This window comes from Nitrosospira briensis, assembly GCF_900115125.1.
GTDB classification, from domain to species: Bacteria; Pseudomonadota; Gammaproteobacteria; order Burkholderiales; family Nitrosomonadaceae; genus Nitrosospira; species Nitrosospira briensis_A.
Window position 1 is genome coordinate 91,662 of record NZ_FOVJ01000006.1, and the last position, 26,625, is coordinate 118,286.

Annotated in this window: 22 protein-coding genes; 11 read left to right on the plus strand and 11 right to left on the minus strand. The window is 51.6% G+C overall.

All coding sequences use genetic code 11. The features are described from left to right. Both BMZ14_RS11735 and rtcA read right to left on the minus strand, forming a co-directional pair. The gene (locus tag BMZ14_RS11735) at positions 1-273 is read right to left on the minus strand and encodes a hypothetical protein (protein ID WP_074797765.1); all 273 of its coding nucleotides are present in this window, start codon (positions 271-273) and stop codon (positions 1-3) included. 125 nt (positions 274-398) lie between these two features. After that, positions 399-1,433: an RNA 3'-terminal phosphate cyclase gene (rtcA, locus tag BMZ14_RS11740; RefSeq protein WP_074797767.1), complete on the minus strand. Its 1,035-nt coding sequence runs from the start codon at positions 1,431-1,433 to the stop codon at positions 399-401. Between the two features lie 231 nt (positions 1,434-1,664). Here rtcA and BMZ14_RS11745 point away from each other — a divergent pair, with 231 nt between their 5' ends. Next, a complete protein-coding gene (locus BMZ14_RS11745) occupies positions 1,665-1,937 on the plus strand; it encodes a DUF504 domain-containing protein (protein WP_074797769.1) in 273 nt (90 codons plus the stop codon). 194 nt (positions 1,938-2,131) lie between these two features. Here the strand turns inward: BMZ14_RS11745 and BMZ14_RS11750 are convergent, their stop codons facing one another. Continuing rightward, complete coding sequence (locus BMZ14_RS11750; protein ID WP_074797772.1) at positions 2,132-2,437, minus strand: hypothetical protein; 306 nt, start codon at positions 2,435-2,437, stop codon at positions 2,132-2,134. A 149-nt stretch (positions 2,438-2,586) separates the two neighbouring features. On the opposite strand from BMZ14_RS11750, the gene BMZ14_RS11755 reads away from it, so the two are divergent. The 3 genes from BMZ14_RS11755 to BMZ14_RS11765 are packed head-to-tail and all read left to right on the plus strand — an operon-like array spanning position 2,587 to position 3,586. Further along, on the plus strand, positions 2,587-2,844 hold the full coding sequence (locus BMZ14_RS11755) for a helix-turn-helix domain-containing protein (RefSeq protein WP_074797774.1): 258 nt from the start codon (positions 2,587-2,589) through the stop codon (positions 2,842-2,844). A gap of 1 nt (position 2,845) precedes the next feature. Further along, a complete protein-coding gene (locus tag BMZ14_RS11760; RefSeq protein WP_074797777.1) occupies positions 2,846-3,067 on the plus strand; it encodes an NUDIX hydrolase in 222 nt (73 codons plus the stop codon). A 42-nt stretch (positions 3,068-3,109) separates the two neighbouring features. Then, positions 3,110-3,586 (plus strand): putative molybdenum carrier protein, encoded by a 477-nt coding sequence (locus BMZ14_RS11765; RefSeq protein WP_074797779.1) that lies wholly within the window; start codon positions 3,110-3,112, stop codon positions 3,584-3,586. 63 nt (positions 3,587-3,649) lie between these two features. Here the strand turns inward: BMZ14_RS11765 and putA are convergent, their stop codons facing one another. Together putA and trbK are read right to left on the minus strand one after the other, a co-directional pair. Continuing rightward, positions 3,650-7,309, minus strand: a complete 3,660-nt coding sequence (gene putA / locus BMZ14_RS11770; RefSeq protein WP_218145030.1) for a trifunctional transcriptional regulator/proline dehydrogenase/L-glutamate gamma-semialdehyde dehydrogenase — start codon at positions 7,307-7,309, stop codon at positions 3,650-3,652. A 220-nt stretch (positions 7,310-7,529) separates the two neighbouring features. Then, on the minus strand, positions 7,530-7,718 hold the full coding sequence (trbK, locus tag BMZ14_RS11775; RefSeq protein ID WP_074797783.1) for an entry exclusion lipoprotein TrbK: 189 nt from the start codon (positions 7,716-7,718) through the stop codon (positions 7,530-7,532). A 596-nt stretch (positions 7,719-8,314) separates the two neighbouring features. Between trbK and BMZ14_RS11780 the strand changes: the two genes are divergently transcribed. Then, a complete protein-coding gene (locus BMZ14_RS11780; protein ID WP_074797785.1) occupies positions 8,315-8,998 on the plus strand; it encodes a zinc metallopeptidase in 684 nt (227 codons plus the stop codon). A gap of 73 nt (positions 8,999-9,071) precedes the next feature. On the opposite strand, the gene BMZ14_RS11785 is transcribed toward BMZ14_RS11780, so the two are convergent. Further along, positions 9,072-10,409: an amidohydrolase family protein gene (locus tag BMZ14_RS11785; RefSeq protein WP_074797786.1), complete on the minus strand. Its 1,338-nt coding sequence runs from the start codon at positions 10,407-10,409 to the stop codon at positions 9,072-9,074. Positions 10,410-10,559: 150 nt separating this feature from the next. On the opposite strand from BMZ14_RS11785, the gene BMZ14_RS11790 reads away from it, so the two are divergent. Together BMZ14_RS11790 and BMZ14_RS11795 are read left to right on the plus strand one after the other, a co-directional pair. Continuing rightward, positions 10,560-11,552: an isoaspartyl peptidase/L-asparaginase family protein gene (locus tag BMZ14_RS11790; protein ID WP_074797788.1), complete on the plus strand. Its 993-nt coding sequence runs from the start codon at positions 10,560-10,562 to the stop codon at positions 11,550-11,552. 836 nt (positions 11,553-12,388) lie between these two features. After that, positions 12,389-14,032: an esterase/lipase family protein gene (locus BMZ14_RS11795; protein WP_074797789.1), complete on the plus strand. Its 1,644-nt coding sequence runs from the start codon at positions 12,389-12,391 to the stop codon at positions 14,030-14,032. A 211-nt stretch (positions 14,033-14,243) separates the two neighbouring features. On the opposite strand, the gene BMZ14_RS11800 is transcribed toward BMZ14_RS11795, so the two are convergent. Next, positions 14,244-15,590, minus strand: a complete 1,347-nt coding sequence (locus BMZ14_RS11800; RefSeq protein ID WP_074797790.1) for a cytochrome P450 — start codon at positions 15,588-15,590, stop codon at positions 14,244-14,246. Positions 15,591-17,275: 1,685 nt separating this feature from the next. Between BMZ14_RS11800 and BMZ14_RS11805 the strand changes: the two genes are divergently transcribed. From BMZ14_RS11805 to BMZ14_RS11820, 4 genes are all read left to right on the plus strand, one after another. After that, positions 17,276-17,500, plus strand: coding sequence for a hypothetical protein (locus BMZ14_RS11805; RefSeq protein ID WP_074797793.1), 225 nt, complete (start codon positions 17,276-17,278; stop codon positions 17,498-17,500). 325 nt (positions 17,501-17,825) lie between these two features. Beyond that, complete coding sequence (locus tag BMZ14_RS11810) at positions 17,826-18,182, plus strand: hypothetical protein (RefSeq protein WP_143071979.1); 357 nt, start codon at positions 17,826-17,828, stop codon at positions 18,180-18,182. Between the two features lie 214 nt (positions 18,183-18,396). Then, positions 18,397-19,488: a hypothetical protein gene (locus tag BMZ14_RS11815; RefSeq protein WP_143071980.1), complete on the plus strand. Its 1,092-nt coding sequence runs from the start codon at positions 18,397-18,399 to the stop codon at positions 19,486-19,488. After that, on the plus strand, positions 19,485-21,788 hold the full coding sequence (locus tag BMZ14_RS11820; protein WP_143071981.1) for a hypothetical protein: 2,304 nt from the start codon (positions 19,485-19,487) through the stop codon (positions 21,786-21,788). Before BMZ14_RS11815 ends, BMZ14_RS11820 begins: the two co-directional genes overlap by 4 nt. Before the next feature lie 667 nt (positions 21,789-22,455). Here BMZ14_RS11820 and BMZ14_RS11825 read toward each other — a convergent pair. The 4 genes from BMZ14_RS11825 to BMZ14_RS11840 all read right to left on the minus strand — a co-directional run bounded on the left by BMZ14_RS11825 (position 22,456) and on the right by BMZ14_RS11840 (position 26,464). After that, positions 22,456-24,222, minus strand: a complete 1,767-nt coding sequence (locus tag BMZ14_RS11825; protein ID WP_074797916.1) for a DUF927 domain-containing protein — start codon at positions 24,220-24,222, stop codon at positions 22,456-22,458. 10 nt (positions 24,223-24,232) lie between these two features. Then, entirely contained in the window at positions 24,233-24,484 is a 252-nt protein-coding gene (locus BMZ14_RS11830; RefSeq protein WP_074797809.1) for a helix-turn-helix transcriptional regulator, read from the minus strand. Between the two features lie 145 nt (positions 24,485-24,629). Further along, a complete protein-coding gene (locus BMZ14_RS14665; RefSeq protein ID WP_083396773.1) occupies positions 24,630-25,250 on the minus strand; it encodes a hypothetical protein in 621 nt (206 codons plus the stop codon). A 2-nt stretch (positions 25,251-25,252) separates the two neighbouring features. Then, entirely contained in the window at positions 25,253-26,464 is a 1,212-nt protein-coding gene (locus BMZ14_RS11840; protein WP_074797811.1) for a tyrosine-type recombinase/integrase, read from the minus strand. Between the last annotated feature and the right edge of the window lie 161 nt (positions 26,465-26,625).

A 26,625-nucleotide genomic window follows, 5' to 3' on the forward strand; every position in this document is an offset into this window, starting at 1 on the left:
CTATCTCCCCGCCTCTTTGTAGTCGATAATTTTCCTGCCTAAATCGATCAGTAAAGGTTGAGGATCGAAGGCAAAACCAGAGGCAATAAATGCGCCCGCGGCATTCCGCACAGTGAAGATCCGCTCCCCGTCGATGTACAGGTCAGGGACTTCCAAATCATTGTGTACGCCTTCTCCAGGGAGTGGCGGCGCACCTCTTCGCGCCGCCAAAGCTTCCTCCCCTGATCGAACAATGATCTCCCGTCCCTTATAAACCTCGCGTTGCTCCGCCATTTTTTTCCTCGCAAATGTATGTTTGAGGCAAAGTCTGAAACTTCAGCACGCGCTAGCGTAGCGTCAATCTCAATATAGCTCATCCCGCTGGAAATGCCAGGTGGCAGTGGCAAGCGTTCATAAGCTCATATGGCCGGTTCCGCCTTTACACGGATCAACCGGTCTGTCTGGCTGATGTCGAAGCGAACCGGGAGGAACTGCTCCAACAGCCAGCTGGTAGTGGCGGCGTGGGATGAAAGACTTCTCGCGAGAAAGCAGGAACTGCCCCCGGCCAGCGCAAGATAGATCAGTATTTGGTCCGCAGCATGGATATCCAGCGTTGCCCCGGACAAGATTTCCTCGCGCAGACGCTGCCCCGCCTCCGAGCCAAGCTGTTCAGCGCGGATTCCCCTCTGCGCGATTCCGGAAGCCCCCAGCCTGGTGCGTTCTGTCTGCGCAACCAGAACGATTGCTCCGCCAGGACCAAACGCTTCATCCGCGCCTGTTTCTGCAAGATCAATAATCGGCGGTGGAAAAATGGAGAGTTCCGCCAGTGCTGTATCCGTCATTCGCTGAACAATATGGGCCGGAAGGCCGGAAATATGGGCATAACCGCGGATTTCAGTGAGAGGTCCCGATGCATCCAGGACCAGAGGCCGAAGAGGCGGAGAGGGTTCCACTTCCACGGCCACGCGCCCTCCTCCGCGCGGATAATATCCTCGTCCCAGTAAATCGATTTTTGCCCTGGCGCCCATGCTGGATAACAATGGCAGCAATACGTGGCGCAAATAATCGAGCGGCGGGGCAGCACGAACATCCGTTCCTCCTGTGATCGTCATCCGTAATTTTTCACGACAGGCAATGGCGACGGGAAGCGCAGCCTGAAGCACCAGCGTGATACTCCCCGCAGTGCCGACAGGAAAATCGAAGTGGCCGCCGCGCAATGGACCAGGCCAAAATTTGATTTCCCTGGACTTGACCTCCAGTCCCTCCGCTTCAGCGCCACAAATTGCTGCCACGGCCTTGACCGCGGTAAGATGCTGCGGTGCAAGGCCGGGGTTGGCTCGTTTGGCCCGAACGTTGTACACATGAACGGCTTGGCCGGTGATCGCCGCAAGTGCCACCGATGTACGAAGCAGTTGCCCGCCACCTTCCCCATAGGAGCCGTCGATTTCGCGCATGGCGCTCTTACACCTCTTATCTTTATCGGCAGAACAATTCCTGGGTCGAAAAATTTAATGTAGCATTAAATAATGAGCATTCCAGACATGAGTGTTTTTCTCGATGACCGGCGGTGCCAAACGATGCAGAGCATGGCAACATAGCTGTGGACATGGTTGAGCAGGTAACTGCGCGGTGTTACGTTATCTGTACAAGAAAAATGGATGCTATCCAGGTGCAGAGGAGGAGTCATGGTACCCATTCAGGAATTACTCAACCGAATTCGCTGGGATGGCGCATTCGCAGAAGGGGATTTCGTGATCGGATATTACGATCGCGTAGCCGAAATGGTCATTCAGGTCCCGTTAAGCCAGATCCACTTTACTCAAGGCGACCATTTTTTCTTTCACATCACCGATCCGGATGGCTGTACTCACGAAATTCCCTTCCATCGGGTCAGGGAAGTTTATAAGAATAAAGAGTTGATCTGGCACAGGGAAGGCCAGGACAAGGCGGAGCAATAGCAGCCCGGCAAATAGTTTGTTTAATGACCTTTAGCAGTCTGCAGGACTTAAAGGAAATCGGCTGCAAAAGCGTCTAGCTGGTTCATATTTCGTCGCTTTCTCGGCCAATAGAATAACTATTGGCCTTCAAAATCCTCGAGATCTGCCCTCACCCAGTCACTTTTTCGCTTCGATTCTTTAAGTCGGGCAGACTGCTAGTAACGGTAACGAGTGTCATATCCGTTATTGTCATATATTGCAGGGGGATTGGTAGCATGCGGATTGTTGACGCTGTCATTGCTGTAACGGCTGCCATATTGCCCATGGGGATTATTGATGGAGTCCTGGCTGTATTCGCTTCCGTACTGGCCATGCGGATTACTCACTGAATTGGGATCGTATGGATTGGCACTCAGATTGCCCAGGTATTTGCCGGTTTGCCTATCTCTAAGGTGTGGCGGATCAGCTTGACAGGTCCCCGAAATTAGAACCGCAAGCAGGAACGGGATAATAAATTTCATGACATTTCCTCTCTAAGTATGGGTTGCAGCTCTCATGACTTTTTCATGCGACAAAGCGGAACGAGCCGTAATGAATATTGCAGCCGCTATCTCGATGTAGTTGCCTCGTGGTATTATTTCATCGAACTCGATCAATCATATATCAAACAATGATTATTTGTCGTCTTTCTGCCATTCTCGGCGCCAAGCGCATAAAGGTCGCCGATGTGTGCCGGGCTACCGGTATCGCTCGCGCCACGCTTGATCGCTACTATTACGATCGGGTCAACAGCTTCGATCGGCGAGTATTGGAAAAACTGTGCAACTTCCTGCAGGTTAAGCCAGGCGAACTGCTGATGACGGTCGACCAGAAGGATTTGTTTGAACCATGGAACGCAACTGACCCTGCTATTGCTGCGGATAGATAAAATGATAGAGCGTGAGGTGAAAATCCTGCTCAACGCCAATGCCGTAAAGCGGGTCCAGGTGCATTACGCGGTAATGTCAGAGGGCTATATGGTAGTGATCGATGGTCAACCGCTGGAAACAGCCAAACGCGAAACTCGCGAATTCAGAACGCTTGATGCGGCAGCAAGACTGCTCTTCAGGATAGGCATCGCAGATTTTTCAGTCAAGCTCAAGACAGGTTGATACTTGAGGCAGGGTTTTGTTCGGAGGCTTCTGTAGCAGGCAGTGATCCAGAAAATAATATCAGGTGGACAAACCGGCGCTGACCGCGCCGCACTCGACTGGGCCATAGCTAACGACATCCAGCATGGCGGATGGTGCCCAGCAGGGCGGCGCGCGGAAGATGGCATTATTCCTGGTTGCTATTGCTTGCAGGAAACGCCGGGGCGCAACTACCAGCAGCGCACAAAACGGAACGTGCGCGACAGCGACGCCACGCTGATCATCACACTAGCGCCGGAGCTGGCGGGTGGATCGCTGTTTACACAGGAGTGGGCCAGGAAAATCCACCGGCCGTACCTGCATGTTTACCCCTACCTCGAATGGCGTAAATGGATCAGCGCTTTCTTCAAGACAAATGCAATCAGGGTACTGAACGTGGCGGGACCGCGTAGTTCAAGCGCGGCAGGTATTGAACAATTTGTTCATGAAGTATTGGATGAAGCATTCATGAAGCGTAGAGAAAACCTGCCCGGCCTATAAAAATTGGCCGGGTAAGGCAAGAAAGGCAAGACGGGACGAAGGCAGACGTCAATGCGCGTTTGCCTAGATGCCTAGCGTCATGAGGTTGGTATTGCCCCCGGCAGCAGTTGTGTTCACGCTCACCACACGCTCCACCAGCAGGCGGTATAGCGGAAAATCTTTGCCGCGGGCTGTGATCAGCAGTATCCGCACACCATCGCGCGCAGCGAGTTCGGTTCGCAGCAGAGCTGCGTTTTCCAAAGGGCCTGCATGTAGTGCTGCAGCGATCGGCGCATGAATCCAGTCCGGCTCGATTTGCAATTGCCCGCTTAGCGCCCGCGGCAGCATATCAAGCAACGCACGCGACACCCGTCCACCCGCGAGCAGCACGCGGTTGCCGGTTGCGAGTACCGCTGCAACCTGCTCGAGCAACGCGGCCTCGTCGTCCGCAACGCACGCGATCATGCCGCGCGGTGCGAACACGAGCGTGTTGCTCTCGCCAGTTGGTCCCGGCAGGGGAAACCTGTACCTGAGCGGCGTACTCATGGCGTACTCCATGCAGAGCTCGGCAAGCACGCGGCGATCCATCTGTTGTGCCCAGCCGGCCAAAGTTTGCAATGGCGCCAATGCGTCCTGTTCATCAGGCAAATGCTCGCCCCCCATGCGTGGGAACGATAATGGCGCTCGCCGCAGCAGGCGGTGCAAATACAGGGGTCCGCCAGCCTTTGGCCCCGTGCCGGATTTGCCCTCGCCGCCAAACGGTTGAACGCCTACAACTGCGCCGATCATGCTGCGGTTCACATAGATATTACCCACATGCGCGCGGGAAGCGATGAAATCGATAGTCTCGTCGATACGGCTGTGAATGCCGAGGGTGAGGCCGTAGCCCGTCGCATTGATGCGCCCAACGAGGTCGTCCAACTGGCCTCGCGCGAAGCGCACGACGTGGAGCACCGGACCGAATACCTCACGTTCCAGTTCGCCAATGTCCCCGATCTCGATCAAAGTTGGCGGCACAAAAGTGCCGTTCGCGCAAACGGGCGGCAACGGCAGCTGGAACACGCTATGGCCGGACGCGCGCATCTCGTTGATATGAACGAGCAGTGCGCGCTGCGCCTCGGCATCGATTACTGGGCCAACGTCGGTGGATAACCGCCCCGGGTCTCCCAGTGCGAGTTCCCTCATAGCGCCTTTCAATGTCTCCAGCACGCGGTCGGCAATATCTTCCTGAAGGCAGAGCACGCGCACGGACGAGCAGCGCTGCCCCGCACTATCGAACGCGGACACCAGCACGTCCTGCACAACCTGTTCAAGCCGGGCAGACGAATCGACCACCATTGCATTTTGGCCACCCGTTTCGGCTATCAGCGGGATCTCCTCATCCTGCGAGCGCTTCGCCAGCCCCCGATGGATGTATTGCGCAACCTCGGTCGATCCGGTAAAGATTACGCCGCGCACACGCGAGTCATTTATGAGCTGCACCCCGACCGTCTCGCCGCACCCTGGCAGTAACTGTAGCGCTGCACGCGGAATACCGGCCTCATGCATCAACCTTACAGCCACGGCAGCGATCAGCGGGGTCTGCTCGGCGGGCTTTGCAAGCACGGGATTGCCAGCCGCCAGCGCAGCGCTTACCTCGCCGATGAATATTGCAAGCGGGAAATTCCATGGACTGATGCAGACCACCGGCCCGAGCGCCTCGGGCTGAGCATCGGCAGTAAATTGGGTGCGCATCTGCTGCCCGTAATAGCGGCAGAAGTCGACCGCCTCGCGCACCTCGGCGACCGCATTCGGCAGAGACTTTCCGGCCTCGCGAACTGCGAGCCCGATCAGTGGTGCCCGGTTCGCCTCAAGCGCGTCGGCTGCCTGTTCGAGCAGCGTTGCACGAACCATCCGCGGCACTGCCTGCCATTCGGACGCGAACGCGTGCGCAGCCGCGAGCGCTTCCTCGACGTCGGCTTCACTTGCCTCGATCGCTGCCCCGATATGATCGGTGCGATCGGCCGGATTCAAAACCTGCGTCCGTTTGCCTTCATTGCGTTCGCCGCTCGCGAGTATGGGCGCAGCCAGCCATTCTCGGCCACTCAGCGCAGCCAGCTCATCGGACAAGGCGGCAAGCGCGTTTTCATCGCTGAAATCAACACCGGACGAGTTCATGCGCTCGCCGTATATGTCACGTGGCGCCGGAATAGCGGGATGGGGTCGCGAACCCTCGTGTTGGACCCGGGTAATGGGATCAACGATCAGTTCTTCCACGCTGACCGCCTTATCGACAATCTGGTTGGCGAATGACGAGTTTGCGCCGTTTTCGAGCAGGCGGCGCACCAGGTAGGAAAGCAGCGTCTCATGGCTGCCGACCGGCGCATAGATGCGGCAGGGCTTGCCGAGCTGGTCTGAACCGATCACCTGGTCGTACAGCGTCTCACCCATTCCGTGCAGGCACTGAAACTCGTAATCATCCATTCCCGCATCCGCCGCCATCTGGTAGACCGCGGATAGCGTTTGCGCATTGTGGGTCGCGAACTGGGGATAAACCGCATCTGGCGCATGCAGCAATCGTTGCGCACAGGCGAGGTAGCAAACGTCGGTATGCACTTTTCGCGTATAAACCGGGTAACTGTCCAGTCCCTCTACCTGTGCACGCTTGATTTCCGCATCCCAATACGCACCTTTAACGAGCCGGACCATGATGCGATGCCGGCTGCGGCGCGAAAGATCGATGATCCAGTCGATTACGAACGGACAGCGCTTCTGGTAAGCCTGGACGACAAAGCCGATGCCGTTCCATCCAGCCAGCGCCGGATCAAATGCGAGCGCGTCCAGCAGGTCAATCGAAAGCTCGAGGCGGTCAGCTTCCTCGGCATCGATGTTCAGTCCTACGTCATAATGTCTTGCAAGCAGCAGCAGTGACTTCAGCCGCGGCAGCAACTCGGCAAAGACACGGTCGCGCTGGGCGCGCTCATAACGTGGATGCAAGGCGGAAAGCTTGACCGAGATTCCCGGCCCTGCGTAAATTCCGCGACCAGCGCTCGCCCTGCCGATTGCATGAATTGCAGCCTCGTAAGATGCATGGTAGCGCTCGGCGTCAGATGCAGTAAGCGCACCCTCCCCCAGCATATCGTAGGAATAGCGATAGCCTAGTGCCTCCTGCTCGCGGCTTCGATCCAGCGCCCTCGCTATGGTCTCACCGATCACGAACTGATGGCCCAGCATGCGCATTGCAACATCGACGCCCTTGCGGATCAGTGGCTCGCCCCCCTTCTCGACCACGCTTGTCAGCGCCGACGTCAACCTGCTTTCGCTATGAGTTGACACCAGCTTGCTACCGAGTAACAGACCCCAGGCCGCTGCATTCACAAATAGCGATGAACTATGCCCGAGATGGGTGCGCCAATCCCCCTTGCCGATCTTGTCGCGGATGAGGCGATCGGCGGTTTCCCGGTCGGGGATGCGTAGCAACGCCTCGGCCAGGCACATCAGCGCAATGCCTTCCTGGCTGGACAGTGAGAATTCATGCAACAGCGAACCGGTTCCGCCCCAGCGGGCGCGTTTGCGGCGCACTGCATTCACCAGCTTCCGTGCACGTTCCCGCACCTGATCGCGGTCCGCCGGTGGCAGATCAATCTGTCCCACCAACTCATCCACGCTTTGCGCCTCATCTCGCCGACAGGCATTGGTAATCGCGGCGCGCATTGGCGTTTGCGGAGCACGGGCTTCGTATCGGAGAGGGGTATTGCGGACCATAGCTGGAAATTAATGGTCAACTGTCAAATTCGGGATATGACTTTCGCGCAGCGGGCGTCTGTTAACTGTTAATAATGCCACCTGACGACGAACACATTTTACACCGCCACTTGTTTCAAACGCTTCGGCAGTTCAACTCTTCTCAAGCCCGAAAATTATCTACCAGAGCTAGTTGACAATCCGGTGACAACAGCCGCCCTCGACTCGATAGTGCCGCGCTTTATTTTTCTGCTATAGCGTGGCATTTATCAATAAACGCTTGCCGCTCAGCTTCGGTGTCGAAAGTTGGAAGCACAGCCTGCATTCCTATGCCGGAGCAATTCGTTGAATTTACTTCGGGAGCCTCGCTGCCACAACCAACCAAGGCGACACTCAGGGCAATAGTAAATACAGTATATTTAAAACTCATTGAATTCTTCCTCTCTAAAAATCATTAACATGACGTGGATTCAAGTTCGAAGCGCATAACGGAGATTGCGATGCGCGATAACAGGACCAGGCACCCCGAGTTGAAAACCTTTCCCCAACTCGACCCTGGTCACGTTCAGGACCGGACAAGTTCGTATTTCAGACTCATACGAAGCTCATTTAAAAGGCCACCCGCTGGGGTGGCCTTTTAAATGGTGACGGCGGCGGGAATCTCAGGCTCCCATCAGTTCAAGAAAATAAGTTCCTTAGTGCCGGTAGCTTGTGTTGGTTAGCCCTGATTCGGCAGGTTACTCAGGGTGCCCAGTCCGGCTTCAGTGTAGCATGATATATCCCATTAATATCGTATTAGTTCGATCGCGTGTTTGTCCGGAGATACTATCCGAAACATATGCTCTCGTGATACCAGCTGCAATCCGGCTACCGTCCTGAACGGTGACCGATCTTTTCCTGCCTCGGCGAAATTATTTTGAACATTATCGATCAAACGTAGTGGGCTTAGCTAGTGATCAACCTGAGCCAGATAAGCCGTTATTAAATAGTTGCCATTAAAGTTATCTTTTACCAATACTTTCCGCCATGCTTTATCTGATATTAGTCTGTTTTATCGCTCTCCTGGTTGTCGGGCCTTCCTACTGGGTCAAACATACCATGGAAAAATATAGTGAACCGGCGGATCGCTATTCATTCACCGGAGCACAACTCGCTCGCAATTTGCTGGATCATGCCAATCTACCACATATCAGGGTGGAGGTAACCGAATCGGGCGACCACTATGATCCGCTGGAAAAAGTGGTCCGTCTCACACCGGACAAGTTTAATGGCCGCTCGCTGACAGCCATAACAGTTGCAGCGCATGAAGTCGGCCATGCGATCCAGGATCAGGATAACTACGCGCCTCTTGCCTTGCGTACCACGCTGGTGCAATGGGCTGCACCCGCAGAGAAACTGGGCGCGGGCATCCTGATGTTGTCTCCTGTGATCATGGCGGTATCGCGCTCTCCTGCGGCAGGATTGCTATTTCTTGTCGGTGGCATTCTGACACTGGGAAGCGCGGCGCTTGTGCACGCGCTAACCTTGCCGATGGAACTGAATGCGAGTTTTGCCCGGGCTCTGCCAATTCTGGAGAGAGAGCGTTATCTGATCGATGGGGACTTGCCGCACGCCCGGCGTTTGCTTAATGCCGCGGCATGGACTTATGTTGCCGCCTCCTTGATGGCACTCCTCAATGTGGCGCGTTGGTTGGCGATTCTTCGCCGATAATTGAAATTAAGCTTGGGGACATGGGCTTGCCGCGATTGAGCGATATGAGAGTAACTACTGGAACACGGCTCGTTCATTGGCGCACCCACTGTTTGGGGAGCAGGAAGGCTTCAGGACGGAACTGTTCCCCCGTTTCCGGATGACGCACGGTGCGTTTGACTACAAAATCGAAGAGTAGCGGATTCTTGCGGTAAATTTCATTGAGCCACCGCCGCTCCTTCGATGTGATGAATCCATCCTGCTGCAGCGCCCGGGTCTGGATTACCACATTGATACCGCCAAGCGGGTAATCACTGCCGTTGATGAGCCGATGGTGAAGATCGGGTCGCTCAAGCAGACGCAGCAGGGGTTCATCGAGATGGTTAAAGTACGTGATCGCCGAAATTTCTGCGTAGAGGGTTCCTTCATGCGCCGGATCGTCCATCATGCGAAGCAACAGGTCGATACCCGGCACCTGGTTTGAACCCCACAACGAATTCGATGCATGAGTTGGCGCGTCGAGATCGCGAAATGAGCCGTTGCTTGCTGCATGCAGCGCCACCACCGTTACGCCGCGCGCCAGCGGCCGGCGCAGGCGCAACGGGTTTCCAAGTTCCTGATCTACGGTCTCTACCGCGTGTTCATCGCCTGTATGGCTGAGCAAAATCATTCCATGCTCACGCATCGCCTCGTAGAACTTATCATGCGCTGAATCAGCGGGATCGATCTTCATCGTGCTGGGCAGCCACTTGACGTACTGCACCCCCCGCTTGCCCCAATAGCGAAGCTGCTCGACTGCGTTCGGCCGGGCGGGGTGAATCGAGACGACCGGAACGAATTTGGCGGGCGACCGCTGCGAAACTTCCCACACCGACTCGTTGGAGACGTAGATCGGCGTCTGGTCTGGCTGAGGGTTGCCGTGCGCGTCGTATGTCCGATCGAGAGCGTAGAGCAGGAAAGACGTTCCCTCGGGGAAGTGCGAGGCCAGCCGCTCAAGTCGCTCAATGTAGCGCTGTTCAACATCGTCCGCCCACTCGACACCTGCTCCGCTCAGGAAGATATCGGTGCGAAGCCTACGAACGGGATTCGACCACGACAACCAACTGGGATGAACCTCGCGGGAAATATGATGCACGTGCGCATCGGCAAGACGCGATGGGTCAAGGCCAGAGAAGGCTTTATCGACCAATGCGGCGGCTTCGGGACTCAGTTCGGTCTCAAGATCTTCAGGAACGGCGTCAAACGCTCCGCCGAGTTGATTCGTCAGCAGGTGACAGCCCGCCATCATCGCGAGCAAAGTAATGAGCAGCGCATGCGCGATGGTCCGCCGCAGTCGGTTGCAACTTATATCAAAATCCGGGAATTTCATGTCCAATTGTTCAACGACATCGCAGAGAACGGAATCTAATGCCGGCTGCCATTCGTTAATCATCAGCATTCCTGATGCTTACCCCTGGAGATTTTATTTTAGCTTGTCATGATATGATCGCGCGTCCTGGTCTTTTACCCCAGCTAAATTTTCACTCATAACCTTACGAAGAAACTCCAAAGCAGCTTTCCTCGTCCCTGGATTTTGTGACAAGTGACAGCACGAACAAAAACCGCTGGGACAGCTAAATCACCCACCCGGCTTGTGATCCATGGCGGCGCCGGTACTATCACGCGCAGCAAGCTGAAAGCCGAGCTCGAGCAGGCGTATACGCAGGTGCTTGAGCAATCGCTTACTGCTGGCCATGCAGTGCTTGAAGCGGGCGGCAACAGCATTGATGCTGTTATTGCGGCAATTGTGGTGATGGAAGATTCGCCTTTATTCAATGCCGGCAAGGGCGCGGTGTTCAGTAATGCCGGCAACACTGAACTGGACGCGTCCATTATGGATGGTGCCACGCGCATGGCGGGTTCTGTTGCTGCGGTTACGACAATTCGCAACCCCATCCGCGCTGCGCATGCCGTTATGACGAATAGCTCGCACGTGATGCTGATGGGCCAGGGCGCGGATGCTTTCGCCGCCGAGAAAGGCCTGGAAATCGTTGACCCGTCCTATTTCCACACCGAATTCCGCTGGAATCAGTTGCAAAAAGCAATTGCACAGGAACGACTGCAACAAGATCACGATGTGGTTCCCGATACGCCCTACCCTGAAACGAATGAAAAGCGTGGAACGGTCGGCGCCGTGGCGCTGGACCGTCACGGCAATCTCGCCGCCGGCACATCAACGGGCGGGCTAACGAACAAGCGGTTCGGGCGTGTGGGAGACTCGCCCGTCATCGGTGCTGGAACCTACGCGGACAATCGTTCGGTCGCGGTATCCGCGACAGGTACGGGAGAAATATTCATACGCACTGTGGCTGCGTTCAACACCGCAGCACAAGTACGATTACAGCACCTTCCAATTACAGAAGCGGCGGATAACACGCTGGGGGAAATCGCTGACATTGGCGGCGATGGCGGTTTGATCGTGCTGGATGCAAAAGGCAATCATGCAATGCGTTTCAATACCAGAGGCATGTTCCGGGGCACTATCGGTGGCGACGGCATCGCGCAGGTGAGCATTTTCTCGGATAAAAATCCATAACCAGCCTGCTGGTAGCGTGATCCATGCGAGCGGTTCCCTCTCGCAGCCTCCATCGTTTTCGATGGGTCTGCGCAGGGCTTGCATTCGTACCCGCACTGCAATGCACGGACAGGGAACCAAAAAAGAACGCGGGCGGCGTCGAGGGCGCAGAGGATCAATATTACGGGCCACGCATCCCGTGCCCTCAAGAAGAGCGTGGAGAACGGAATTGAATGCCGGCTTCCCGCTGCCAACATCTCGATGCTTCGCGACGCGTTCTCGCAAAAATGTTTACGAATTTTTAGATAACTCGCACCGAGCGCTTTTTTTTTTACCATATCACGCGCTCCTTCTCGGTAACCTTCGGTATAGCGCAATGCTATTTCTTAAAATACTTTTCAGTTGATTTCGCGATATTTGTCTATATTAAAAACTGTGGCGGGATTCGAGCAGTAGTCAATAATAAGATAAGAGCTTCCCTGTATCCTGATGAAAAATAAAAAAAGGAATTGTCCCTTTAGCTTCGGTTGGGGCCTTCCCCCTTGGCTGGATTTGATACCCGCCCTCAAACAGAACGGTAGCCCGTTCGAGCACGACACGACTGCACAAAGCTACCGATCTATCACGGCTGTCCTCCTACATCGAATGGTTGTTCGGTGGCATCGAACATTGCGTCACCTTCGAAGAGAGATAAGTCGCGTTCCATCTTAAAGGCCCCTATGTAAAAACGAACAATGTTGCATAACGGAAAATGCTCATCCTCAACATATCTTTAGTCGACGATTTGTGATCAAAGCGGTCACCAAAAAGGACCCATGGCCGCCCATCCAGACTGTAGACGGATTTAGGAGGTTCACATGTGGAAAGTCTTTTTGCGAAACGAGAATGGGGAATGGAAAGAGACTCCCGCGGTAGAAATAGAAACCAACCAAGGACCATTCAGAAGCAGCCAAGCTTTAGCTGCGGCGCAGCAAGTACCAAGCGATTTACGTCAGCTCATCAAGTATCTTGAGGCGGAGGCTGAAAGACCAGAGTTATCCCGCGATGCGATTGAACTTTGGGCTCAAGACGCCCAAAAGGAGTCTGATACCTTTGACTGGGCAGGCTCGCCCAAGCTAAGAGCGATCGAGGAAGGTTTGGCGCTATTTCCGAAACCCCAAGTTACCTCCGCACAGGATGACAGACTTATTACTATAGCATGGCATGATCATGCCGCTGTGTTGATCCCCATCCCCATGCGGGGACATCAAATTATACTTCGCCTCGAGTATATCGCTGAACCCGAGGACGAGTATCGGGTGGAAAGACTTCGTTTCCGCCATGCACCCGATGAGGACTACTCCCTCGAAACGTTTGTTGATTGGCGGGGATACTTTGGTATGAACAGCGCCGTTATCGACGGGTGGACCATGATGCGCGCTGGCAGCAGGGGCTATGTGGCCTCCTTTGTCGGAACTACTGGTTTCGTTGTCGGGACAGTGCTGCGCCGACTCACCCGTCCGCAACCAACGCCGGAAGAGGACCCCACAGCCCGCCCGCGGCAAATAGGCATGGAACGAAAATACTCAGCGATCGCGAGGAGTTGCCCCGATCTTTCGACCATTAAAGAGGTCGCTACCCATGAGAGGGCGATGGTATTTGTCCATGGAACTGTATCCTGCGGGATCCAAGGGCTAAAAGATCTCTTTCCGCAAATGACTGAGGAACTAATACCGGAGCCGGTTTACCGCTTTGAACATGACACTTTTCTCAAACTTGATGCCAACGCCAAGGAGCTCGTCGCACTCATCAAGGAGCACATCGATACCAAACAGCTATTGCTCGCTGCACATTCGCGTGGCGGATTGGTGGCGAAACTCGCCGCCTACCAACTGAGGAGAGACAACTATCCGGGCAAAGTAACGGTCTATACCTTCGGTACCCCGAACCTTGGCACACCGCTCGTTGCAATAGGAAAAAGGATGCTGAACCTATTATACAAGATGGGGGAGGACTTCGCTGAGGTCATACCACTCCCCCTTATGACCTCCCTTGTGAAGGGCTTCAGTTATGCAGTTAATGTACCCACTCTTCCACCAGGAATAAGCGCCATGCAGGAGGACTCGCCGGAGGTGTCGATGCTTCAAATGTTTGTTGATCCGGTCAATACGCGTACGTGGGGAAGCGACTTCAACGTGGGAAGTGGGACCTCGGGGTTCGGTGCCGCTGTGGAAGGAGCTCTCCTCGGCGCCTTAAGTGACCGCCGTCATGACTTAGTCGTACCGACTGCATCTGCGCTTGCCTTTGGGAGCGCGGAGCCTGTCCTGGCGTGCTCTCATACCCGATACTTTTTGGAGTCTGCGGTACGCGATGAGATTAAGGCTTTTTTGGCGCCAAACGTCGGGGCTACCGTCGCGCCTGAACCGCGAACTGGTTCCTCGCAGACTGATGGTTGCCCGGGCGATAAGAAAGTAGTTAAACCCCCCTTGCGCATGAAAAGCGATAAGAAATACCAGTTATGACAAGAAAAACAGATCAAACAAATGTCTAGGACTGATCAAAGTGGTGTGTTCAATTGCTCGGCAGCCTACATAAGCCGCAAGTACCCCTCCATTCAGGGTACATGGAAATTGGTTCGCTCTCGATAAAACCTGCCGTTCGTACCACCATCGCCAAAGACTATCCTCTCGATAGCTTTTGTAGATAACAGAGTTACGGAATTGAGGATTGATTTTATCGCCACTTTATCCGGACTGGAATTCCACCTTTCGGTCGCAGGGTTACCGCCAGTTCAATCTCGACTTCATCAGTGCGCAGCAACTGTAAATCACAGTGCTGGACTATCATGCTCAGCAAAAGCTGGCTTTCAAGTAAGGCGAAATGATTAGCGATACAGATACGCTCACCGGTGCCGAAAGGCATAAAAGAAAACCTTCGATTTTCGGGCATTAGAAACCGATCAGGGTCAAACTGCTCCGGTTGTGGCCAAAAATCAGAATGATGATGAAGATTGAAGATACTGAATATCGAAAGCCTGCCGGACTTTAAAGAATAGCCGTCGACCTCGGTATCCCTACTGACTTTACGCACCAAAATGCCAGCAGGTGGACGGAAGCGCATCGATTCATTCAGCACAGCCCTGGTATAAACAAGCTGCTGCAAATCTTCGGCGTTCGGTATTTTTCCTTGAGGCAGTCCGTCAAGTTCCCTTTGCAGTTTAGCGAGCACATCCGAATGCCGGGCCAGCAAATATAAGGTCCAGCTCAATAAATTCGCGGTGGTTTCATGGCCTGCGCTAAAAATGGTAATGACTTCATCGCGAACCTGCCTGTCGGTCATCTTTTCACCACTGCTGTCATCGCACGCTTTTAGCAGCATATCCAATAAGTCGTTATGGGCGGATGATGCGGTGCGGCGCTGATCGATGATTCCGTAAATGACCTCATCGATTATTCCCAATGCCCGTTTGAACTCCTGATTGGCCGGGGTGGGTATATACAAGGGAAGCGTCAAGGGATTCAGGAGGCTTTTGGCGGCATACTTGAGTAAAGTATCCAGAGATGGAGCGATATGTTCTATTTTGTCGAGGACGCTGGTGCTGAACATGGTCTGGGTGATCACCTCTAATGTCAGCTGAATCATTTCACGAGGCAGGTCAACCTCCGCACCTTCTCCCAACTGCCGCCATCTATCAAGCATATTGCCGCCAGCCATCGCGATTTGCGGCAGCAGCGTGGTTATGTTGCTTCTCTGAAAAACCGGCTGCATCAACCGCCGTTGCCTTTGCCATAAATCACCCTGGCTTGTTACCAATCCCTGCCCCAAAACCAATGCCAGGCCAGTTGGTTTTCCGGCATTGTGGATTTTTACGAAAATATCGCTTTGCTTGATCAGGGCTTGTTCAAACAATTTCGGATGACTGAATAGATAAAATTCGCGGGTAGCCAATCTGAAGCTGACCAGGTCACCATAATCTCGCTGCCAGTCACAAAGGGCTTGAAACGGATTTGCCATCATCTGGCTTAAGTTACCCAGCAGAAAATCGCCTTTGACCTGCGGAACCGTTTTGTAATGCGGCATCGTCACTACCAGTTTGTAAGTTTCAATGACGATACATGTTTATTGAATCAGCGTGTGTATTAAGCAAGCGCCGTAGGCCCAACATCTTGGATAAAAATTCGCCAGGGAGGGCGATTGTGTTAAAGGGAAATTACTTTTAAAGGTAAAGCGAGCGAGGGGATTGGAGTGGTGTTGCGGCTATGAAAAGAGGTAGATGAAGCGGAGGGCCGGAATTACGAGCTTGATTTAAATAAAATCGAATGTCTAAGAGTGGAAGGACAGCTTTTTTTAAAACTGCTACCTTGGGAGGAGAAGAGGCGGGACCCTAGGTAAGACAACAACAACTAGCGCGGCAATGGGTCCAGCCAGGTATGTAGATTGCTTAAAAAACCGCTTACGAAGATTGATTAGGCTCCTCGTCCCATATTTGTCGAATTCCAAAAAGCACTGTCGCGACCGGGACAACAAAAAGAAACATCTGCAACCACTCCATAATTTCCATTTGATCTTTATCCTCAAAAAATATTCAGTTATAAAAACTTTCCACTTTGCACCTATTCAGCCCTCCCACATATAACGGCTTACTCTGCCTTTCCTGAAGGTGTTTGTGAAGTTTTTGTTATGATGTTGTGAAGAATATGTGAATAACTGACATTTGTCAAGTTATGGAAAACAGTTGAGATTGATTCGAAGGCATGAAGAAGGTGTTTTTTTAACTTTCCGTACAAGAACATGCACTCTGTTGTGAAGGAAAAAGTGGTCGTGCAGATCAGCTGATAGTGATTCGGAAATGAGGAAGCCCAGAAGGACTACGATACAGATGAGAGGAAAGTTTTATTGCGATTTATGATCTGTTTGGGATACGTGATGGGATTCCAGGCCAGTCCATGAAAATTAACGGCCAGACTAGATTGATCCTGATTGCTCCAGCCGCCTATCCCCGCCCTTCATGCTTTCTACCGGCTAACCGCTGTATTAAGATATAGCCGATAATCCACCTCCGCATAGAAAATCTCGGCAAGCCCGACATTTGCATGACCCTATAGATTTTGCTATTGATTTTGCGTGTGAAAATTTTTGTAGTTATATTATTAATTATTTCAGGTTTGGCGGGATGCGCAACTAATCGCTCTTCTAGCCGTTCAGGGCAAAATGATGAATGTGCTTCAGCTGGAAGGGCATTCTTCTACTCCTGCATCACTCGTAGGTAGATTAAGAAGTTCCTTCGCTCTATAGATTTACCTTGCAATGGTAAATTTCGGCTGGCGGCGTCAATCGAATAATGCCGTGTAAAGCTTATGTTTATGGGCTCTGTGCAGTTGGAACAACTATCGTTACCGTCAAAGTTACCGTCATACTATCAGTATACCTATAATAGCTTCGACTTGACTGGCAGGAAATGTCAGATCATGTTGGATTGAATGAATTTTCAAGGTGACGCTAAGGATAAGTTTTCTATTTCGCCATAGGTAGAAATGTGCCAGAACGGGCCATTGGTATTTTTCCTTGAAAACAGCACAGTCAGATGTGCTAAGTGTATGCTACCGCGTCGCTATAAAAAATAAAATCAGCCGCTGGTGCAGCAGTTACAATCAATTTCAATGGAAGTGGTGCAACTAACTACACTCTGAAATGCCCCGTTAATTTCATGTTCATGGCAAGGTTGCTGGAAAGTAGAAAACTGGAATCGGAACCTCGGAGATACAATGAAAAAAGAAACAAAAACTCTAAAAGCATTTAGCATCGAAGAAATAGAAAATGCTATCGCCAAAGCAGTCTCTGCGTTAATTGACACAGATGTTAAGGCCAATGTGACGCTGTTTAAGCAGAGCGACTTTGATCCACTTCGTTACGTTAATGATGGAGAGGAATTCGAGCTATCCCTTACCCTCAAGGTTGCCCGTTTATATGCACCAGAGGGAAAACTTTAACCAACTTAACTCTACTTTCGAAAGGGATGCGCTAAAAGCAGCGCGACCCTCAATTTGAACGTTGGGAGTGTAGAAAAACCGAAAATAGCTCCATTTATAACAATTTTTATAATAGTAAAATCAACGAGTTGAAAACGCGTATCTCACCTAAAAATCCTTTTTCTACCGCCTCGTTAGAAGGTTTAAGGGTGCCCTACTCATGAAACTAGACCGGGAACTTCAACTCAAGATCCTACTCACCCTACGAGGTATATACCCGGATTTTGGTGAGATTTCGGTCTGGTTTAATCACGACGATCCGAATGTTTAGGGCAACCTGTTCTACTTGGCTGAACACAACTTCATTGAACCAAGTGCAGTGCGCGAGGCGATGGGCGTTCCACGTCAAATGCTTTTGGCGAAAATAACTGCATCCGGACTAGATTTCCTTGAGTCGGATGGTGGGTTGGGCGCAATTCTTAACGTCGTTACGGTACGATTCGAGGCAGAAACGCTTCGTGCGCTTCTATCTGAGAAAATTCAAGCAGCTAATATTCCGCAAGCGGACAAGGATACTCTTCTCAGTAAGCTACAAACCTTTTCCTCAGATATTTTGAAGGCTATCATCGTCAAGCTGATTGAAAAGGGTATTGAGAAGCCCGAACAACTCGCAAAGCTTGTCGAAATGATATGGAAAATGTAAGGTCTCCAAACTCTGGGTTAAATGAACGAGCCGCCAGCGCCGAGCTTTTGATATCGTTTCCTCAATGAGTATAGAAAATTCAAGTTCCGCGGAGACGTTATCGGTTCCAGTATCGCTCGGTGATGTAGATAAGGATCTAGCCGAGATTGGGCGGGGAAAATCCTTGGTAATCTCAATTGATCCCGTGAATCTCCTACGAATAGGGGATACTCCCATGCTTGAATCATCCACTATTCAGTGGATCTCGACACTCTGGCACTCTGCGCGTAGTGACTCAATTGAAATAGGTCAACTTGAGGGAGAAGATCAACGACTAAAACAACTGGTCCCATCAGCCCCAGGAGTTGTTTTGGCATTATTACCCTCAGGGAAGATAAAGGGTGTAAACCGCCGCTTGGCTGCAACATTCCGGAAGCAATTCATCGACCATCAAAGCCACTGGCCAGACCTAGCAGTTTCCAATTCGGCTTTCTTAGTCTGTTTAGATTCCTATCCAAAAGGCGGCCTTTCGCGCAAGTTGTACGCTGACCCATCAAGAGGCCAGGTAACTGACTGGGAAGGTTTCCGCTTGCTGGTGTATGACCTAATCAATTCCGTGGTAGAAGAATCGAAGATTCGTGGTGAAATTTCGAGGCGAGTGGATAATATTTCTTCTATTCTTTTTGAGCTCTTTAAAAATACGCATGATCATGCTCGGATCGGTGTTGACGGATCAGTGATTAGCGATTCGGTTCGTGGCATTTATTCTCGCTTTTATCCTATCGAGGATATCGCCCGTTCTTTCAAAGAAATAAAGGGACTACCGGAAGAAACTGATGCACTTGGTCACTACTTTCATAACATTTTGAAGTCCGGGCCAATAAGTCAACCGAGGGTAGTCGCAAAACGTGACTTATCAGGATTTCTTGAGCTATCGGTTTTTGATGCTGGACCAGGAATGGCCGCTAGGTGGAAGGGTCGCGACGTGTCAAACTGTGATCCCAAAGAGCAATATGACGCAGTGATTCACTGTCTCAGCAAAGGAAATTCATCGTCGAGCACGCGTGGACGAGGGTTTGGCTTGTGGCGTGTGTTGCAAGAGCTTATTAAAGTCAAAGGGTTCATAAGGATTCGAACGAACCGAGTACACATATATCGGCAATACGCGATATTAGAAAAATTACACATGGAACGCCATGCAGATGGCCACGAGACTCCTAAAGAAAAATTTTATGATTGGCGGAAGCTGTACACATCCTCGCCTAGTGAATATCCATCGGTAAATGGGACAATAATATCCATAATGCTTCCGCTGGGAGAATTGTGACCCCATTCTCTATCCGCATTGTCGAATTCCCTGATGCTGGGGGAAGAACAAAAAAGGTTTTATCTATTCACTTGCTCAGACCCGAGATATCAGAGAATTCCTTTGATGACAAGCTTTCTAGGATTATCTCTTCCGGAAATCAATTTGATGCAATTCATTTTGTTGGTTTTGAAAATTGTATCGAACAAGCTCAAGTATGGCTGAAAAGCGATTCCAGTATTTGCGGAAGGCTTGATCTTGTGGTAGTTGATTTGCATAAGAACGCTAGAATAATTTCATTTGATGAGAAGACAGGGAAGCATACCGCCGTATGTTCTAGAGGAGCTCCAGCGGCTGACACGCAATGCGTAATTGATGCTAATAGGAGATACACCCTCCAAGAGCTTTTTATTGCAAATAACGGTCACCTAATGGCACCGAAGGGATTCCACTACATTAAGCCATCTAAAAAACACGTTAACATCTTCTTGAGAACCGCAAACGTACTAGAGGATAGCGCGGCTGCAAGTATGATTGCATTCTGGATCATCCCATATGTTTGGGGGAGATGTATTGAGCATATTGTAGTGGACACATCTGGTATTTCAGACATTGCCCTGACAGTGGCTTATGAGGCAATTTGTCGTCGTGGCCTAACAAAACTTCCCATTGTTTCGACCCACAATTCCTATGGCGGCCTTGATCGGCTTACGATTGATCAACCAAATGAAACCCTGCTGTTGATATCTGCGACTACTTCAGGAGGATTGAGGAATAAACTCGTAAAACTTGGGGCAGAACAAGAGAACATCATCACTCTTTTTTATCTCGGAAATGAACCACAAAAGGCAGATTACACCCTTTGCGATTTAACAAAGGAAGCCGTGGATGGTTATCTCGGACTGGAACCTATTGATAATTATAGCGAAATCGATTGCCCCTACTGCAAACGCAAGTCATATCCTGTCAGTCTAAGAGGCGATCAATTTACTTTTGAGCCGCCTAAGGTAGAAGAGATTCATGTCGCGCTTTCTGATTTGCCGAATCAGCATCAAACGCTATTTAATCAGCTAGCTGGAATAGACTTCTTCAAGGTCTATCGAAATATAAATGACCGTAGTCTAGAAATCTATCTTGATGTGCAGGCTCTTTTTCAAACGCAAACTGAATATAGGCCTACTCGTGACTTACTAGAGCGTCTCAGTAAACAGTGGAAGGGAATGGTATTGCGCGGGGCGCCAGTCAATCTCAAGCAAATCGTATTTGCAGCCTATCCCTTCTCCAAGGAAATGGCTGATTCAGCAAATGGGATTGTGCTGGCATTTCAAACAAATTCTACACCTATGCTGAGCTCACAAGAATTGCAGCTTTCAGCCATAAAGACACCTGGAACAGCGACCCTTGTGGTCGTCTCGTGTATAGATGATTCTCATGAACTGATGGCCATTAATCGGGATCTACGATCTAATCAACCACAAGGTAATACTACTTACATTACTCCCGTATTCCGTGCGGACTCTAGTCGTGAAAGATCACGAATTAAATCAAATCTTACTTTTGGTGAAAATGGTGTAAATACTTTTAACCTTTATAGCATGATAGATATCAATCTTCCCGAGGATGACAGAAATCACAGCTGGGATTCGGAGTTAAAGATACTCAACGAAATCGTGAATTGGGCCGATCTTGAAAATTTAGCAATACCTCAGCTGGTAACGGAGAGAATTCGGTTTTTAGAATTAGAGGCTCCGACAAAAGGCATTTCAGAGAAATTGTTTTGGCCTGACTCTAGAGACAAGCAACTTCAAGTGCGCCCTGATTTTACTTTTCTTAATACAGATGGTGGAGCAAGACTCCCGTCTCAGGCGGACGTATTCATTGTGATTTCTGCTGTTCTACATCATTTGCGACAAGGAACTGCTGGAAAGCCTAAGCTATCTTATAAAACGTATGAACGAGCAATTTTGTCTCCGGATAATTTTGTGCGCTTTAATGATGGTGTCATTCAGTCTGCAATGCTCCGCGCTGCGCGGGGATATGAATTAGCCTATGCGAATTGCGATGAACAAATTAGCTGTCGCATGAAAAATTTTATTGTTTCACATATCCAAAATATTCCCACCGGGGAGGGGGAGGCACTGATGGAATTTCTGCTGGCGCTAGCAAGTGGACGTTTGACGCTGCATTCCCAGCATTTAAAAGAGATATTCTCTGCGGTTCAGAATCAAAGCGCCCTTTTGCCGCATTACCAGTTTTTCGCTAAATATCTTGCTTCGCAAGCTCAAATTCAGCGCCCAGTGTTTGCCGATATCCCAGCATAATTCACCGCTTCCCCAATGAGTGCCTCAAACGGTATTCTGATTTCTGGACTTCTCTAGAGCAGTGATTAAGATGATCCACCACTCATTGCATTTATTTTCTTAGCGTTGAATGGCCGCTTTTGGAAGGACTAACCGGTTGTTTAGGGCCAGGGCCAGACCATCGAGACCACCAGTTATTGACAAATATAAGTTTTCTCGGGATTTTGCATTTGATTTGTTATGTCGTGTCGCGGGGATCTGACGTGGAACGACTGGGGACAACTATCCTTTAATCGGTAACAGCGGTAACAATTCGCATAAGACACGGGCAACGCCCAATTCATAGGGTATTCCGCGTTACCGCAAAATGGTGCCGGTTCGAATATATCCGGTAACGGCGGTAACGGTAACAGACACAAGATACCTTAAATACCCTCAGCCACGGTTACGGTTACGATCACAGTTACGGTTACAGTTACGGTTACAGCGGCTTGATGCATCCCTGTAACGGTAACAGGGCCGCAATGCGTCAAGATTCCCTGTAACGGTAACGGTAACCGATGCAGTGGAGATTTCTGTAACGGATGACGTGTTACCGGCGGGTATAGCCGGTAATCCTGGGATTATGCGAAGAACTAAGCCAATATGGGGTGTTACCGTGTTACCGCCCTTACATCGATAATTGCGCTTACTCTTCCTCATCCCGGTACCGTATAACATACACTCTGGATGAACCTAGTCCAGGCAGCCTCAAGACTTGTGACGGTTTGCCATCTTTGCCGGGAAGCAGCAATCCAGCGGCTATCAAGACGTTCTTGACCGTCTTTTCATCAAACCCTTGGCAAACCTCCCGCCGGAATGTTTCCGGTAATACTAGAAACTCACGTCCCTCTTTTATCCCATTCCGATAAAAACCCGCCCTTTTTTGGATGCGCTGCTCAATTGTTGCGCTGATATCTTCAAAGCGGCTTGCACCGTGCGTTTCGAAGAAAGCACGTACCTGAGCGAGTATTGCCCGTTCTTCACGGTTGCCGCTACCGCCAAAGGCTTCCAACCAGACGGCAAAGCATTTGCGGGCAGCATGAATAGCCTCACCTTCCGCCCAGCCCGTCAATTTACAATGGGACGCAAGTTCTCCAGCCACGCCAACCAGTGAAAAGCGCCGCGCTACCCGCTCTACTTGCCCTGCCGCATACGTCGGTATTATTCCAGTTGCCAATCGCTTGATTTGCTCCGGAATAACGTCTTTGAGGCTAGCCCGGTTCGCTACGAGGTAGCGCAACCATTCCTTACCCGTTGTGCCATGATATTTGGCGGATGCAACCTTGATTGCTAACGCCAGCGCAGCGGCGTTGGGATGTCCATGCAATGTCTCAAATATCCCCATGCCTGCGCCAGCATCAGCTTCTATGTCCGCAAGGCGGATTTCCTGTCCGGCAGTCGATTGTTTGCCCGCTTGCGCCATGACAGCGGAAAGGGAGGCTTCGCCGGCACTGAGGAACAGCAGTCGCCAGCGTTGGGCTGAACGGGCAAGTCCATTGCGTGACGCCCTCGCCTTGCCTTGACCATTCGCCAGAAGGTATGCTGCCTCTCCGGCACTATTCGGGTCTATCTGACCGATTTCATCCAGAATCAGCAGCCCATCATTGTGCAAGGTCGCTAATCCCTCTAACCCATTGACCGTACCGCGCCATAGACGCACATAAGTTGAGGGGTTACCCCATACAGAAGCGGCAAGCTTCAATGCAGTGGATTTGCCAGAGGATGAAGCGCCGCGAAAATGAAAGCCGCCAGAATCTTCTCCTGCAATTTCAGCTAATGCGCCCGCAAAAGCCACAGAAAGAGCAAATACCAGCCGCGTGTTCCCTATCGCCAAAGCTGCGACAGAGTTACGCCATTCGTCTGCCGTGCCTGACTCAGAATAAGCGGGTTCAGTGGCATGCGAATTTTGAAACACGACAAGCTCTTCAGCTTCCCCAATCGAGCCGTTAGGAGTAACAAAAGTATTACCATGCCAGCCCAAACGATCTACACAACGCGCTCTAGCATCTATCGGCTGTACCTTGATGTATGTAGCCAACAGGCCGCGTGCCGATGGACTTGGGGAAATTTGCAGGCCAAGCCGTGCAAGCTCACGCCTCACGTCTAACCCATCACTTTCCAGCAGTTCAAGCGGCATTGCCCATTGATGGGTGTGACCATCGTCATCCTGCCATTCCAGCAGTCGCCCCCATTCCCCGCTCTTCTCGTCCCGCGTCTTGGCAATAACGTGTAAAGGTGCGCAAACCCATTGGGGCGTTTGCTCATTGCCGTCTTTGTCCTTGCCGAGGAAGTAAACACCCGTTTCCGAGAGTTCGAAGCGCCCGCCACCATAGCGGCATAAAGTTACGGGTGCATTCGCTGAGTTTTGCCGGGATGCGAGCGGAGTGACTTGCGCTGTAACGGTGTTTTGCATTGTCATCCCCTTAGAGCGCATTGGCAGCGGTTTTGCGAGCCGCTTCCAGCTTGACTACCAGGTTGCGAATTTCATCATCAGTCATCCCTGCAATGCGGGCAATATTGATAGCGGCAACTTCGCTAGCGGGCCAGCCTACAGAGCGTGGACCTAATCTGACAGGCTTGGGCCAAAGCCCTTGCTGGATGCGTAAATAGATCGTTGAGCGCGAAGCACCAGACTCAGCTCTAACAGCAGGAAGCCGTAGGATTGCTTGAACCATGTTTGAACCTTTTTAGAAGTTGTTGAACAAGGTTGGCAATTTAATAGCATGAGAGGGTGCGCTAATACGCGCGGAGAGGCGCGGGAACTGGATGCGGATTACGTGGAATGTCGCGCCAGTATTGACGCAGAGAGGGCGCGGTGTATTACTTGCGCGGGCCGGTTGGCAAGCCGTCTGCGCGAAGGATAGTCGCCATGATTTCAGCAGTACGTTCAGACACACCTTGCCCCTTTAGCCAGTCGATGACTTGCTGATTAGTAGGCGCGGTGGTCGGGTCGGCGGGGTCGTAGTTACTCCAGAAACGCTGTGCGGCAGCAGCGAGCTTTCGCAGTAAATCCGTTTCGTGTCTCCCCCATGGCCAATCCATGTTGCTCAGGGTGATGGGTTCGGACAGCCAGGGGAATTGTGCGGGGAGTTTATGCTGTATGCTTTTAAGCCAGGTGGCGAAGTTTGAAAGCTTGACTTCGCTTTCTTCCAGCCCTTCATCGCTTCGGGAAATCAATTTTAGAATGCCGTTAGCTCCAATGCTGCCCTTAGCCATGACAAGCAAATCATCGAATTGACGAGGTGGTTCCTTGAACAGCCTTGCGAGTTGCGGATTATCGAAAAGCTGGAAGTTGGCCGGATCGAGATCGCAAGCCAAGGCAACAGCTTGCCAGAGCCTTGCCTGTTTAACTGATTTCCAGGTATTCCAATCCGGTTTGCGAAGTGCCCACGGGTCTTGTTCGGCTGGATGAAAATCGTCAGCGTTATCTTCCGGACACATCTTTACGCCACGCCATGCAGGGGGACAATTTCCGCACCGGCTTTCAGTTTGTCCAGGTAATCAGCCCACTGTTGCATCATCTTGCGGCGTTCGGGCAAGTGGGCCGTGCGATTATAAGCGCGCCCATTGGGGTCTTTCACCGCATGGGCTAATTGGTGTTCGATAAAATCGGGCCGAAAACCCAGCACTTCATCAAGGATAGTGCGCGCCATGGCGCGGAAGCCGTGACCGCTCATCTCTTCCTTGTCGATGCCCATGCGCCGCATAGCGGCAAGGATTGCATTATCGCTCATAGGTCGGCCATTGGTGCGTGCGCCGGGAAACACGAAGCGTCCGCTCCCAGTGAGGGCTTGCAGTTCAGTGAGTATTTCCACCGCTTGCCGTGCAAGCGGAACAATGTGCGGCGTATTAGTCTTGGTGACGGTATAACGCCATTCCGCCCCATCAATGTCAATATCCTTCCATTCAGCCGTGCGAAGCTCTCCAGGACGAACGAACACCAGCGGGGCAAGGCGCAATGCGCACCGCACAACATGCGAGCCTGTATAGTCATCCATTGCCCGCAATAATGACGCTACCTGCTTGGGTTCGGTAATGGCTGCAAAGTGTTCACCTTTCACCGGGGGAAGTGCACCCCTCAGATCGGCAGAAATATCTCTCGTGGCGCGTCCGGTTGCGATTGCGTAGCGAAATACTTGCCCACAATTACCCAATGCCCTATGCGCGGTTTCTACTGCTCCCCTGCTTTCGATGCGCCGTACTGTTGCCAGCAGTTCAGGCGCGGCAATCTCTGCAATGGGTTTACTGCCGATCCAGGGAAATAGGTCGCGCTCAAACCGGCGGATGATACGCTCGCCATGACTGGCATTCCAGGTGCCGGAATATTTTGTATACCACTCCCGCGTAATAACTTCGAAACTGTTCGCCCCCTGTTCCGATTTGGCGGCTTTGACCGCTTTACGGTTTTCGCCCGGATCGGCGTCGAAAGCCAGCAGTTTGCGCGCTTCATCACGCCGGTTACGAGCATCCTTTAAGCTCACATCGGGATAAACGCCCATGGAAAGAGTTTTGCGTTTGCCGCCGTAGCGGTAATCAAACCGCCACCAGCGTGAACCATTCGGCTTGAGCAGCAGGTAAAGCCCGCGCTCGTCCGTTAGCTTGATAGGTTTTTGAGCCGGTTTGGCATTACGGATTGCGGTGTCAGTAAGTGCCATGACGGTAACTCCATTTGACGGTAAGTCTGTTACCGTCAAGTTTACCGTCAGTTACCGTCGGATTGCAATAGTCGAGTTTGGATGTGTTTGGACAACAAAAAACCCGCAAGCCTTTATTCATGCGGGTTTTCTGGATTTCTTTGGACTACTTAGGACACTTC